Source organism: Hymenobacter jeollabukensis (assembly GCF_005771675.1).
Taxonomy (GTDB): Bacteria; Bacteroidota; Bacteroidia; order Cytophagales; family Hymenobacteraceae; genus Solirubrum; species Solirubrum jeollabukense.
Map to the genome: position 1 here is coordinate 16,012 of NZ_VAJM01000009.1, position 12,678 is coordinate 28,689.

At 64.6% G+C, this 12,678-nt stretch carries 11 protein-coding genes and 1 riboswitch; all 11 genes read left to right on the forward strand.

Features of this window, described 5'->3' with window-relative positions; translation table 11 throughout:
- The first annotated feature begins 6 nt into the window (after nt 1-6).
- The 11 genes from FDY95_RS16845 (at nt 7) to FDY95_RS16895 (ending at nt 12,104) form a co-directional block, all read left to right on the forward strand.
- On the forward strand, nt 7-2,499 hold the full coding sequence (locus tag FDY95_RS16845; protein ID WP_138079599.1) for a polysaccharide biosynthesis tyrosine autokinase: 2,493 nt from the start codon (nt 7-9) through the stop codon (nt 2,497-2,499).
- A 12-nt stretch (nt 2,500-2,511) separates the two neighbouring features.
- The gene (locus FDY95_RS16850) at nt 2,512-3,267 is read left to right on the forward strand and encodes a tyrosine-protein phosphatase (protein ID WP_138079601.1); all 756 of its coding nucleotides are present in this window, start codon (nt 2,512-2,514) and stop codon (nt 3,265-3,267) included.
- Between the two features lie 99 nt (nt 3,268-3,366).
- Nucleotides 3,367-4,380 (forward strand): NAD-dependent epimerase/dehydratase family protein, encoded by a 1,014-nt coding sequence (locus FDY95_RS16855; RefSeq protein ID WP_138079603.1) that lies wholly within the window; start codon nt 3,367-3,369, stop codon nt 4,378-4,380.
- A gap of 87 nt (nt 4,381-4,467) precedes the next feature.
- Complete coding sequence (locus tag FDY95_RS16860) at nt 4,468-5,865, forward strand: tetratricopeptide repeat protein (RefSeq protein ID WP_138079605.1); 1,398 nt, start codon at nt 4,468-4,470, stop codon at nt 5,863-5,865.
- Nucleotides 5,866-6,005: 140 nt separating this feature from the next.
- Nucleotides 6,006-6,839 carry a phosphosulfolactate synthase gene (locus FDY95_RS16865; RefSeq protein ID WP_138079607.1) on the forward strand — a complete coding sequence of 278 codons (834 nt, stop codon included), beginning with the start codon at nt 6,006-6,008 and terminating at the stop codon, nt 6,837-6,839.
- A gap of 105 nt (nt 6,840-6,944) precedes the next feature.
- Nucleotides 6,945-7,850 (forward strand): SEL1-like repeat protein, encoded by a 906-nt coding sequence (locus FDY95_RS16870; protein WP_138079609.1) that lies wholly within the window; start codon nt 6,945-6,947, stop codon nt 7,848-7,850.
- Between the two features lie 49 nt (nt 7,851-7,899).
- Complete coding sequence (locus tag FDY95_RS16875) at nt 7,900-8,379, forward strand: hypothetical protein (RefSeq protein WP_138079611.1); 480 nt, start codon at nt 7,900-7,902, stop codon at nt 8,377-8,379.
- 36 nt (nt 8,380-8,415) lie between these two features.
- Nucleotides 8,416-8,973: a GNAT family N-acetyltransferase gene (locus tag FDY95_RS16880; protein WP_138079613.1), complete on the forward strand. Its 558-nt coding sequence runs from the start codon at nt 8,416-8,418 to the stop codon at nt 8,971-8,973.
- Nucleotides 8,974-9,057: 84 nt separating this feature from the next.
- Nucleotides 9,058-9,990, forward strand: a complete 933-nt coding sequence (locus FDY95_RS16885) for an alpha/beta hydrolase (protein ID WP_138079615.1) — start codon at nt 9,058-9,060, stop codon at nt 9,988-9,990.
- 43 nt (nt 9,991-10,033) lie between these two features.
- On the forward strand, nt 10,034-10,672 hold the full coding sequence (locus FDY95_RS16890; protein WP_138079617.1) for a hypothetical protein: 639 nt from the start codon (nt 10,034-10,036) through the stop codon (nt 10,670-10,672).
- 61 nt (nt 10,673-10,733) lie between these two features.
- On the forward strand, nt 10,734-12,104 hold the full coding sequence (locus FDY95_RS16895) for a PQQ-dependent sugar dehydrogenase (protein ID WP_138079619.1): 1,371 nt from the start codon (nt 10,734-10,736) through the stop codon (nt 12,102-12,104).
- Between the two features lie 255 nt (nt 12,105-12,359).
- Nucleotides 12,360-12,554, forward strand: a riboswitch (cobalamin riboswitch).
- The last annotated feature ends 124 nt before the right edge of the window (nt 12,555-12,678 follow it).

Here is a 12,678-nt window from a genome sequence, read left to right on the forward strand (position 1 = left end):
ACCTAAATGGCCGTTAACGAAAACGCCGAACTGGAAGAACTCATTCGGAACGCCACCAGTGGCGGCGCGGCGCCGACGGCCCCGGCGGCCGAATCCGAAGACGACTCCGTGGGCGGCGGGCTGGACCTGCCCTTGCTGCTCTCGGTGGCGCGGCGCAGCCTGCCGTGGATGATTCTGCTGGTGCTGATCGGGCTGGCGGCCAGCTGGAGCTACCTGCGCTACACCAAGCCGCTGTACCGCTCCTCGTCCACCATCAAGATTGACGAGAAGCAGCAGGCCGGCGACCTGGGCTTGCTGTCCGCCGGCGCCCAGCCCGGCCAGCAGGGCATCAGTAAGCTGTCGGCCGAGGTGGCGCTGATTCAGTCAGACCTGATTTATACCCGGCTGCGCGATTCGCTGGAGCTGGACGTGAACTACTACACCGAGGGCACGGTGCTGGAAACGGAGCTGTACCGCACGGCCCCGTTCCGGGTGGAGTACACGGTGCGCGAGCCGCTGCAGTTCGGGCAGAAGTTCAACGTGGAAATCCTCGACCAGAACCGCTTCCGGCTGAGCTATGCCCAAGGGCAGGGTGAACAAGGCGGCGAGTACCGCTTCGGGGAGCCGCTGACCACGCCCGGCTTTACATTGAACCTGACGCGCACCCGCTTCTTCAACGAACAGACGCCGGAAACGAAGTATTTCTTCGTTGTCAATACGCCGGAAGCCATCAATAGCTACCTGGCGCAAAACCTGGCCGTGAGCATCATCAACCCCGATGCAAACACCATCGGTATTTCCTTTACTGACTACACGCCGACCAAAGCCCGCGACATCGTCAACAAGATTGACTCGGTGTACCAGCAAGTGAAGCTGGCGCGCAACTCGCAGAGCACGCAGCAGTCAATGGCCTTCCTCGACAGCCAGCTCAACGGCAACCGGGATTCGCTTCAAAAAGCGGAAAATGCCTTTCAGGCCGCCGTCAAGCGCAACCGCACCTACGATGCCAAAGGTGACCTGACCGCCATTACCACCCAGCTGCAGGAGCTGGCCAAGCAGCGCGAAGAGATTCAGCGCCGCCAGGGCGTGCTGCAGGAACTATCGCGGGTGGTGGAAAAGGACCGCGTGGTAGGCAGCGACGAGCTGACCGTGGAAGAAAGCATTCCGGGGCTGGCCGTGCTGCAGGACCCGCAGATCAGCCAGCAGCTGACGGCCCTCAACGAGCAGCAGCGCGAGCTGCGGCAGGTATTGCAGTCGTATCAGCCCACGACGACGGCGGTGCAGATTCGGCAAAGCCAGCTGGCCTTCACCAAGCGCAGCATCCGCCGCCTGATGCAGCAGACGCTGAAGCTCACCAACGACGAGCTGAACGCGCTGACGCGGCAGCAGCAGCAGCTGGCCGGTGAACTACAGTCGCTGCCGGGCAAGGAAACGGAGCTGGCCCGCCTGCGCCGGCCGGTGGAGCTGTACGTAAGCTCCTACATGCTGCTGATGCAGAAGAAAGTGGACTTCGGCATTCAGAAGGCCGGTACCATTGCCGATCTGCAGATTCTGTCGCCGGCCAGCCTGCCGGGTGAGCCGATTTCGCCCCAGAAGATGATGGTGTACGCCATCGGGCTGGCCCTGGGGGCGGTGCTGGGCCTGGGCCTGGTGGCCGGCCGCTACCTGCTGCACAACACCGTGACGAGCATTCGGGAGCTGGAGCGCAACACCGTGGCCCCGGTGCTGGGCGTGGTGCCTTCCTACGACAAGGAGAAGCTGGCCGTATCGAAGCTGATTGTGGATAAAAATCCCAAGTCAGCCATATCGGAGGCCATCCGCTCCATCCGGACCAACCTGGAATTCGTGGCCAACTCCCGGCAGAAGCGGCTGATTTCGGTGACGTCAACCATTTCGGGCGAGGGCAAAACCTTCGTGGCCGTGAACCTGGGCGGCATCATTGCCCTTTCGGAGCAGCGCGTCATCATCATCGACCTGGACATGCGCAAGCCGAAGGTGAACCTGGCCTTCGACGCAGAAAATACCAAGGGGGTCAGCACCATCCTGATTGACCGCCACACGGTGCAGGAGTGCATTCAGCGCACCAGCATTCCGTCGCTGGACTTTATTTCGGCCGGCCCCACGCCGCCCAACCCCTCGGAGTTGATCCTGCACCCGCAGTTCGACCAGATGCTGGAGGAGCTCAAGCGCACCTACGACGTCATCATCATCGACACCCCGCCGGTGGGCCTGGTGACCGACGGCGTGCTGATCATGCGCAAGGTGGACGTGCCGATTTACATCGTGCGGGCCGGCTACTCCAAGAAGGCCTTCCTGAAGAACATCAACAAGCTGGTGCGCGGCAGCGGCTTTGGCAAGCTCACCACCATCCTCAACGATGCCCAGGCCGGCGGCATGTACGGCTACGGCTACGGGTATGGCTACGGGTATGGCTACGGCTACGGCACGGGCTACGGCTACTACGAAGAAACCCAGGCCCCCAGCGGGCTGCTGGCCCGCCTGCGCCGCCGCTTTTCGTAAGTTGCCGCCTCTATGGCTTCTTTTTTCCAAAAGCTTTTCGGTCGGAGTGCGGCCGTCGCGCCGGCTACGCTGGCCTCGTTGGGCACCGACATGCACTCCCACCTGCTGCCCGGCCTCGACGACGGGGCCGAAACGCTGGAACAGTCGGTGGAGCTGCTGCGCCTGATGCAGACGCTGGGCTACCGCAAGCTGGTGATGACGCCCCACATCATGGGCGACTTTTACCGCAATACCCCCGAGGGCGTGCGCGGCGCGCTGGCCAGCCTGCAGCAGGCCGCCACCGCCGCCGGCATCGAGGTGGAGCTGGACTGCGCGGCGGAATATTACCTCGACGAGTTTTTTATGCGGCGCCTGGAAACCCGGGACGAGCTGCTGAGCTTCGGCGGCGACAAGCGCTACGTGCTCTTTGAGACGTCGTACATCAACGAGCCGTTCAACCTGCAGGAAGCGGTGTTCGGGCTGAAATCGGCGGGCTACCAACCAGTGCTGGCCCACCCGGAACGCTACACTTACCTGTACGGCCGCTTCCCGGAGCTGGAAAAAATCCGCGAAAACGGGGCCTTGCTGCAAGTCAACCTCAACTCCCTGGTGGGCTACTACTCCAGCGGCGCCAAGCGCGTGGCCGAGAAGCTCATCGACGCGGGCCTGGTCGACTTCGTGGGCACCGACGCGCACAACCTCAAGCACATGTCGGCGCTGAACCGGGTGCTGGAAAGCGAGTACCTGACCAAGCTGCTGCGCCTGCCGCTGCGCAACGCGGAACTGTAAATCAATGAGTGGATAAGCGACTGAGTGAATGAGTGATTCTCGTATGAACGTCCCTTCAACTCACTCATTCGCTCATTTACTCATTCACTCATTGAACCTATGATATTCGTTACCGGCGGCAGCGGCCTTGTGGGTTCCTACCTGATTCCGGCCTTGTTGGCGCGGGGGCTGAGCGTGCGGGCGCTGTACCGCCAGGCCGTGCCCCGGCACGTGCCCGGCCACGAGCGGGTGGAGTGGGTGGAGGGCGAGCTGCGCGACTCCGGCGTGCTGCTGGAGGCCCTGGCCGGCGTCACGCACGTGTTTCACTGCGCCGGCCTCGTGTCGTATGCGCCGCAGGATGCTGAGCTGCTGCGACAAGTAAACGTGGAAGGCACCGCGGCCGTGGTGGATGCCTGCCTGGCCCGGCCGGGCGTGCGGCTGTGCTACGTATCGTCGGTGGCGGCGCTGGGCGGGCTGCCCGAAACGGCCACCGGGCCCGAGCTGGACGAATCGGCCAAATGGGACCTGGGCGCGGCCCACGGCCACTACGCCACCAGCAAGTATCTGGGCGAGACGGAGGTGTGGCGCGGCGTGGCCGAAGGCCTGTCGGCCGTCATCGTGAATCCTTCCGTCATCCTCGGCGCCACCGACTGGGAGCGGAGCAGCACCCGACTATTTCGCTACGCCCACCAGCAGCATTCGTTTTACACGCCGGGAAGCGTTAATTTTGTAGATGTACGCGACGTGGTGGCAGCCATGCTGCGGCTGACTTTGGACCTTGCGGTGACGGGCGAACGGTACATCCTGAGTGCCGGCGCGCTGCCGCTGGGCGAGTTTTTCCGGCAGACCGCCGCTTGCTTCGGCAAGAAGCCCCCGACGGTGGAAGTGCCCGATTGGGCGGCCGAAGCCATCTGGCGGCTGGAGCACGTGCGCAGCCTGATCAGTGGTTCCCGGCCGCTGATTACCAAGGATACCGCCCGCGCCGGGCGGCGGCCGGTGGTGTATCAGGCCGGGAAGGTGCAGCAGGCTACCGGCCTGCGCTTCCGGCCGGTGGAGGAAACCATCCGCTGGGCCTGCGCGGCCCTGGCGGCCGGGCCGAACTCGCAGCCGGTTTCGGGGGTTGTAATACCCTAGGGGCTGTCTGCCAACGAAAGCGGCGCCGTACAGAGAAAAGACGCGGAGGCCGACCCCGGCCGCTGCGACCGTTGCTGATTAATGAGAATGAACGAACAGTCTGAGGAACGGGATGAGGTGTTGGCCACCGTGCGCCGCTTTGAGCGCATGCTGGCCGATGGCGAACCGGCGTTTTTTGATCTGGCCGATTTTGAAAGCATTATCGACCACTATACCCAATCCGCGCAATTTGATAAGGCCCTGCAGGCCTGCGAGGCGGCCGTGGCCCAATACCCCTTCAGCACCGAGCTGCTGATCGACCGGGCGCAGGTGCTGGCCATGCGCGGGGAATATCCCGAGGCGCTCAAGCAAATCGACGAAGTAGCCGAGCGCGACCCGGACAACGCCGACGTGGCCGTGACCCGCGGCATCGTCTCGACGCAGCAGGGCGACTACCCGGCGGCCGTGGCCTACTTTCAGCAGGGCGCCGAGCGCGCCCCCGACCGCGACGACATCTACTTCAATCTCGGCCTGGCTTACCAGCAGTGGCAGAAGTTTAAGAGCGCGGCCCGCAACTACAAGCAGAGCCTTAAGCTCAACCCCGACAACGACGCGGCGGTGCAGGAGCTGCTCTACTGCCTGGAAGTGTCGGGGCGGTTGGACAGCAATCTGGAGTTCTTCCGCCGCTTCACCGACGAAGACCCGTACTCGACCATTGCCTGGTACAACCTCGGGCAGGCCTACTACAAGGCCTTGCAGTACGGCAACGCCGCCCAGGCCTTCGACTACGCCATCGTCATCGACCCGAAGTTCTACGAGGCGCACGCCTACCTGGCCAGCTGCTTCGTGAGCATGGAGGAGTATTCGCGCGCCATCGAGGAGTTTCAGCTGAGCTACCCCGAAGGCGAACCGACGGCGGAGGCCTTCTGCAACATCGGGGAATGCTACGAGAAGCTGCGCCAGTGGGACCTTTCGCGGCGGCACTACCAGAAAGCCCTGGACCTCGACCCCGAAATGGACGAGGCCTGGTTTGGCATCGGCGTGATTCTGGACGCGCAGGAGCACTGGTTTCAGGCCCTGCACTACTACCGCAAGGCCGTGGGCCTCTACGCCGAGAGCGGGGAGTACTGGGTGGCCCTGGCCGGGGCCGAGTACCAGGTGGGCAACATCGTGTCGGCGCTGGAAGCCTACGAGAAGGCCACCGAAGTGCAGCCCGACATGCCCGAGGGCTGGATCAACTGGAGCGCCATCCTCTACGAGCAGGGCAACTACGACGCGGCCATCGACCTGATGAAGACGGCTACCGAGCTGCTGCCCGAAGACGCGGAGCTGCTTTACCGCCTCTGCGCCTACCAGCTGGCCGCCGGCCGCTACCGCCAGGCCTACGACGTACTCGAAAATGCCTTACTTTTGGACTTCGACAAGCACCGCCTGCTCTTCGAGTTCTTTCCGGAGCTGGAGCAGCAGCGCGCCCTCACCCGCTTGATCGAGCAATACCGGAAGTAAATGGCTGAATGGCTGACTTGTTAAAGGGCTGATACCAGGAATGGCTGTTTGGGCTACGGCGCCAAACGGCCATTCTTTTTTTGCCATTGCCAGGCCGGTCAGCCATTGGGCCATTGAGCCATTTGACCCCTCCAAACCAGATGAACTACACCCTCTCGCAAATCCCCGAACGCACCCAGAAACCGCGCGAACAAGGCTTTACCATGGTCATGGACAAGGGCCTGAGCGTGCGCGAAGTCGAAGACTTTCTGGAAGTCGGGGCCGACTACACCGACATCGTGAAGCTGGGCTGGGCCACTTCGTACGTGACCAGCAACCTGCAGCGCAAGCTCGACGCCTACAAGGAGGCCGGCATTCCGGTGTACTTCGGCGGCACCTTGTTCGAAGCCTTCATCATCCGCAACCAGTTCGATGACTACCGCCGCCTGCTCGACCAGTTCGGCATGGAGTACGCCGAGGTGTCGGACGGCTCCATCGAGCTGGACCACGACCGGAAGCTGGATTTTATTCGTCAGCTGTCGGGGCAGGTGAAGGTGCTGTCGGAAGTGGGCTCGAAGGACGCGGAGAAGATCATCCCGCCCTACAAGTGGATTGCCCAGATGCGCACCGAGCTGGAAGCCGGCGCCATCAAGGTTATCGGCGAGGCCCGCGAGGCCGGCAACGTGGGTTTGTTCCGCTCGACGGGCGAGGTGCGCTCGGGCCTGGTAGAAGAAATCCTGACCCAGATTCCCTTCGAGAAAATCCTCTGGGAAGCCCCGCAGAAAGCCCAGCAGGTGTGGTTTATCAAGATGCTGGGGGCCAACGTGAACCTGGGCAACATCGCCCCGAACGAGGTCATTTCGCTGGAAACCATTCGCCTCGGTTTGCGCGGCGACACGTTCTCGCACTTCCTCGACATGGACGCGGTGGACCCGATGTTCAAGCCCGTGGAAAAGCCGGGCAACAAGCCGGGCACCTCCATGCCGCGCGGGTAGACTTTCGGCGCGGTATGCTCGTTAATCACGCTGCCGTTGTTCCTGCGGGAACGACGGCAGCGTTTGTTTTTATCCGGATCTGAAGCCCTCACTATGAAGCCATTCATGTCACCTGCTCCCTCATCGTCGGCCATTTTCGGCTCCGGCGGTCTGCTGCTGGTCCTGAGTGTGCTGACGGGCTGCGCCAGCTCAGGGCCGGCTGCTCCCCAGGCCGCCGCCGACAACGCCAACAACGTCGTCATATCGAGCGGCGGCGGGGGTGGAGGCGGCAAGGTGATATTCAAGGGCCGCGACAACCTGCTGGAATCCAGCCAGCGTAACTCGACGCCGGCGCCGCCGGCCAACGACCAGAGCGTGCTCATCATCGAGGGCAGCCAGAACCACCTGAGCTACTCCGCCGATGGCGTGACTGCGCCCGCGCGCCCGGCGGCGGCCCACGGCCCGGATACGACCATCATCAAGGCCAATGGACTGCGGCAGGACGTGCGGCTAACCGGCCCCAACGCCGGTAAGAAAGCAGCCCTACCCAAAACGGCGGTGCCCAAGGTGCCGCCGCCCACCGCCGCGCCGCCCGCAAACGTGGTGCAGTGGCAAAACGAAGTGGTGGACGTGGCCCACGACGCGGCCCAGGCGGCGGCCAACTACGACGAGCGGGAAGTGCTGGTGTCCGCCCTCAAGGGCTACGTGCCCGTCGGCGAGGCGCTGCAGCACTACGCCCGGCTGGCGCAGCAGGGGCAGGTGGAGGCCCTGTACCAGATGGCGCTGATTTACCGCAGCAGCGCCGCGCTGGCGGAGCAGAAGAAAGCGGTGGACTACCTGGAAGCCGCCGCCCGCAAAAGCCACGGCTCGGCCGCTCTGGAGCTGGCGGAGCTGTACGAGCAAGGGCTGCGCGGCTGGGGCGGCACCGTGCTGGAGCCCAACCGGCAGAAAGCCAAGTACTACTACCTGCTGGGCTTGAAAAACGGCGGGCAGCTGTCGGAAAGCAAGGTGCAGGAAATCAACCGCTGGTAGCCGGTCGGTTGTGTATACTCGCGCTGAACTTTTCACGACTTACCCCCTCATGCCACACCGCCACTATCCCACGTACCCGCCCGCTCGTGGCAATGTGCTGCTGTTGAGCTGCATGGATTTGCGCCTGCTCGACGACATCGTGCACTTCATGGAGCACGACAACCTGACCAACCGCTACGACCAGTTTATCCTGGCCGGGGCCGCGCTGGGGGCCGCGCACAACGGGCATTGGGGCCAGGCCTTTTTCGAGCACCTGGAAGTGGCCTGCCAGCTGCACGACGTGCGCGACGTGTACATCCTGGAGCACCGCAACTGCGGGGCCTACCGGGTGTTTCTGGGTGAGCAGGGCACTTTCACCGACTCGGCGCACGACCACGACGCCGAGCACACGCTGCACAACCAGTACGCCCAGCAGCTGGCCGATAAGATCCGGGCCTGGAGCCAGGCGCATCCGCAGTACCCGCTGCACGTGCGCTGCTTCCTGATGGATTTGCGCGGCGGGGTGGAGATGCTGGAAGCCAAGGCCTAGAATCGCGTATTTTGCCGGCTCATTTTTCTGCCCCTTATGCTCGATTTACAGCTGCTGCCCCTCGCCGAGCTGCGCACCCCACGCCTCGTGTTGCGCCGCATCACCCCGGCTGACGCCCCGGCGCTGTTTGCCCTCCGCACCGATGCCCAGGTGCTAACCTACCTGGACCGGGAGCCCGAAAACTCGCTGGCCGACATCGAGGCGCTGATCGGCCGCATCGACGAAAACCTGGCCAGCAACACCGGTGTCAACTGGGCGGTGGCGCGGGCGGAGGACGAGGCGCAGCTGATCGGTACCTGCGGCCTGTGGCGCCTGATACCCGAGCACCACCGCGGCGAAATCGGCTACATGCTCAGCCCGGCGGCCTGGGGAGCGGGCCTGATGGCCGAAGCCGCCGCCGCCGTGTGCCGTTACGGCTTCGAGCAGCTGAAGCTGCACAGCATCGAGGGCAACGTGAACCCGCACAACGCCGCTTCTATTCGGCTGCTGGAGCAGCTGGGCTTCGTGCGGGAGGCGTATTTCCGCGAGAACTACTACTGCCGCGGGCAGTTTCTCGACTCGGCCATTTACTCCCTGCTGGCGCCGCGTCAGTAAGCATCGGGAGGCGGAGTCGGCCCGTGGTTGCGCCGGCTGCCCCTTGTTTCGCTGGCCAAACCCTGGCTTTTCTTCCGCATTTCCATGCTTTTTCGCCTGCCTTTCCGCCTGCGCCGGGCTCCGCTGCTGCTGGCCGCGGCCCTGAGCCTGGCCGCCTTCCGCGCCGACGACCCGCGCGACCCGGGCCGGGTGGAGCACCTGGCCGATTTTCCGTCGAAGTTCGTCAAGCCCCGGCACGTGGACGTGTGGCTGCCCGCCGACTACCCCCGGCCCGGCCGCCGCTACGCCGTGCTCTACCTGCACGACGGGCAGAACCTCTTCCACCCGGCCAGCAGCTACGGCGGCGTGGCCTGGGAAGTCGACAGCACGCTGGCCCGGCTGCAGCAGCGCGGCGCGGTGCGCCCCGACGTCATCGTGGTGGGCGTGTGGAATACCGACCGGCGCTTCCACGAGTATTGCCCGGCCAAGCCCTATCAGCTGCTGAGCGCCGCCCGCAAGACGCAGCTGGCGCAGGAAGGCCTGCTGCCGGACGCGCCGCAGTCCGACGAGTACCTGCGCTTCCTGGTGCAGGAGCTGAAGCCCTACGTCAACGGGCACTACCAGACCGATAAGCGGCGGCAAAGCACCTTTATCGGCGGCAGCAGCATGGGCGGGCTGATTTCGCTCTACGCCGCCGTGGAGTACCCCAAAGTGTTCGGCGGGGCGGCCTGCCTCTCCACGCACTGGCCGCTGAGCCTACAGGACAACACCCCGGACTTCACCAACGCCTGCCTGCGCTACCTGGACGAGCACCTGCCCGCCAAGAACCCGCGCCCGCGCCTGTATTTTGACTTCGGCACTGCCACCCTCGATGCGCGCTACGAGCAGCACCAGCGCCGCATCGACAGCCTGCTGCAAGCCAAGGGCTACACCGGCCGGGACTGGCTGACGCGCAAGTACGAGGGCGCGGCGCACAGCGAGGCCAGCTGGAAAAAGCGCTTCGAGGTGCCGGCCCGCTTCCTGTTGAAGGTGAAGTAGCTACCAGCGCCGTTGCCGGTACTTTCGCGCTATGTCTCCACTGATGATAGTCCGCTTTTTGGGTCGGGTGCTCCTACACGTGCTGCTGGTTTTTGCGGCCGCGGTGGGCCTGCTGGTACTGTTCGTCGGCGTTAACGCTTACCTGGCGGTGCGCGAGGTCGAGCGGCTGGGGTTGCGGCGGGACGTAGCGCCCGGGGTGACGACGGCCGGCGTGCAGCGGGTGCGGGCCGGAATGGGCGTCGAAGAAGTGACGCGGGAGCTTGGGCGGCCTTACGAAGTGAGCGTGGAGATGAGCATGGGGCACAACCTGAACTGCCCCGGGCCGATGACGCCGGAATCAGCGCCGGTCGGCTCTGCAACCAGCCTGCCCAGGGTGCTGGATCAGCTGCGGGCCGATACGCTACGGTATTGTTGCCCGGCCTACCGCCACAACCGGCAGGACTACATCTACTTCAAGCTGGAATACTCCCACCCGGTACCGGCGGCGGGCGAATACCCGATGGTGAGCGTGTCGTTGGACGACTGCGGGCAGGTTTACGGCGTGCACGTAGGCCATTACCGGCATCAGGTGGCCTTCTGGGATGATAATTACCTGCCGGTGTACTTGTATTCCTGCTGCGAGGGTGGAAAGGAGCAACGGTTTGTGTTGCTGGAAAGCCTGCGCCGCTTGCTCGGAAAGTAAGCCGGGCAACCCTACCGCCGTCCGGCAGTAAGAAGGCAGGTACATCCATTAGCTGCCATCCATGAAAAAACTGCCGCTGCTGCTGCCCGCTGCCCTGTTGCTGCTGGCCGCGTGCAATCAGAACGCTAAAACTGCCGAAACATCCACGCCTGCTCCGCCGCCGCCCGCCACGGCCGATACGGCCGCCGCCACCGGCAGCCGCGTGGAGCTGCCCCCGCCCAACGCCACCAAGTCCGTCACCAAGCGCGTCGACATCATCGACTGGCCGGCCGGCAAGACGCCCGTAGCCCCGGCCGGCTTCACCGTCACCAAGTATGCCGACGGCTTCGAGGGCCCGCGCTGGCTGTACGTGCTGCCCAACGGCGACGTGCTGGTGGCCGAAGCCAGCACCATCCCGATGGGCGTCAAGAAGAAAATTGCCGCCGAGCTGAACCTCGACAAGTCGCGCGCCCTGCGCGAGAGCAGCGCCAACCGCATCACCCTGCTGCGCGACGCCAACAAGGACGGCCAGCCCGAGGTGCGCGAAACCTTCCTGACGGCCGCCAACGGCCTCAACCAGCCCTTCGGCATGCTGCTGATCGGCGACTATTTCTACGTGGCCAACACCGACGGCGTGCTGCGCTTCCCCTACCAGGCCGGGCAGACCAGGCTCGGCGGTCAGGGCCAGAAAATCATGACCCTGCCCAAGGGCGGCTACAACAACCACTGGACCCGCAACCTGCTGGCCGGGCCCGATGGCAAGCAGATTTACGTGTCCGTCGGCTCGGGCTCCAACGTGCAGGAGCACGGCCCGGCCAACGAAATCCGCCGGGCCAACATTCTGCGCATCAATGCCGACGGCTCGGGCGAGCAGGTGTACGCCAGCGGCCTGCGCAACCCCGTGGGCATGGCCTGGAACCCCGCGACCAAGCAGCTCTGGACGGCCGTCAACGAGCGCGACGAGCTGGGCGACGACCTCGTGCCCGACTACCTGACCAGCGTGCGGGAGGGCGGCTTCTACGGCTGGCCCTACGCCTACTTTGGCCCGCACGAAGACCCGCGCCGCCAGGGCGAGCGGCCCGAGCTGGTGCAGAAAACCATCGTGCCCGACGTGCCGCTGGGCCCGCACACCGCCTCGCTCGGCCTGGCGTTCTACGACGCCAAAGCCTTTCCTGCCAAGTACCAGGGCGGCGCCTTTATCGGCCAGCACGGCTCCTGGAACCGCTCGGCCTACTCGGGCTACAAGGTGGTATTCGTACCCTTCAGCGGCGGCAAGCCCAGCGGCCCGCCCGAAGACTTCCTGACCGGCTTCCTGGCCGGCGGCGAAAAAGCTTACGGCCGCCCCGTCGGCACTTTCGTCGCCCCCGACGGCGCCCTGCTCGTCACCGACGACGCGGCCAACACCATCTGGCGCGTGGCGGCCAGCAGCGGCACGGCCGCCGGCAGCCGGTAAGAGCGCCCAAACAAGCCCGTCATCCTGAGCAACGCGAAGGACCTTCCTCAAGCCTCGCACCAACCGAAAAGCGCAGCCACCAACGCCCTACTTTTGGGCAAGGTGGCTGCGCTTCTTGGTTAGTTTCCGTTGCCGAAAAAGCGTCTGCTCATTGTCGGTTGCGGCAGTGCAGGGTGTGAGGAAGGTCCTTTGCGTTGCTCAGGATGACGTTCTGTTTCGGCAGGCGGTGCTACCTTGCACCCCGTTCTTTGCCATCCGCAATTGCCGTAGAAAGGTGCCGGGCTCCCGAGTTCGGCTGAAAAAGGAACCGTGTGTGATTCACGGGCTGACGCGCAACTGTAAGTAACACTACCCCGGGCAGCCCCCGCAGGCCATTGCTTCGTGCCCCGAAGCGAGAAGGCCGGCCGCCCCGTTACGAGCCAGGAGACTTGCCTACCTACGACGTGACGCGCGCTTCCGCGACCTGAAGCTGCCGTCGGGCCAATTGATGCCGCACTGCCGCTGCCGGGGCCACGCTGCCCGGGCCGGGGCGGGCGCGTCCGTATGGGTCCGGGGCGGAGTAGGGCAAGGGAGG

What these genes read in the sequence shown, in the direction of transcription:
- FDY95_RS16845 (WP_138079599.1), top strand. Translation starts at nt 7, where the DNA reads ATGGCCGTTAACGAAAACGCCGAACTGGAAGAACTCATTCGGAACGCC.
- FDY95_RS16850 (WP_138079601.1), top strand. Translation starts at nt 2,512, where the DNA reads ATGGCTTCTTTTTTCCAAAAGCTTTTCGGTCGGAGTGCGGCCGTCGCG.
- FDY95_RS16855 (WP_138079603.1), top strand. Translation starts at nt 3,367, where the DNA reads ATGATATTCGTTACCGGCGGCAGCGGCCTTGTGGGTTCCTACCTGATT.
- FDY95_RS16860 (WP_138079605.1), top strand. Translation starts at nt 4,468, where the DNA reads ATGAACGAACAGTCTGAGGAACGGGATGAGGTGTTGGCCACCGTGCGC.
- FDY95_RS16865 (WP_138079607.1), top strand. Translation starts at nt 6,006, where the DNA reads ATGAACTACACCCTCTCGCAAATCCCCGAACGCACCCAGAAACCGCGC.
- FDY95_RS16870 (WP_138079609.1), top strand. Translation starts at nt 6,945, where the DNA reads ATGTCACCTGCTCCCTCATCGTCGGCCATTTTCGGCTCCGGCGGTCTG.
- FDY95_RS16875 (WP_138079611.1), top strand. Translation starts at nt 7,900, where the DNA reads ATGCCACACCGCCACTATCCCACGTACCCGCCCGCTCGTGGCAATGTG.
- FDY95_RS16880 (WP_138079613.1), top strand. Translation starts at nt 8,416, where the DNA reads ATGCTCGATTTACAGCTGCTGCCCCTCGCCGAGCTGCGCACCCCACGC.
- FDY95_RS16885 (WP_138079615.1), top strand. Translation starts at nt 9,058, where the DNA reads ATGCTTTTTCGCCTGCCTTTCCGCCTGCGCCGGGCTCCGCTGCTGCTG.
- FDY95_RS16890 (WP_138079617.1), top strand. Translation starts at nt 10,034, where the DNA reads ATGATAGTCCGCTTTTTGGGTCGGGTGCTCCTACACGTGCTGCTGGTT.
- FDY95_RS16895 (WP_138079619.1), top strand. Translation starts at nt 10,734, where the DNA reads ATGAAAAAACTGCCGCTGCTGCTGCCCGCTGCCCTGTTGCTGCTGGCC.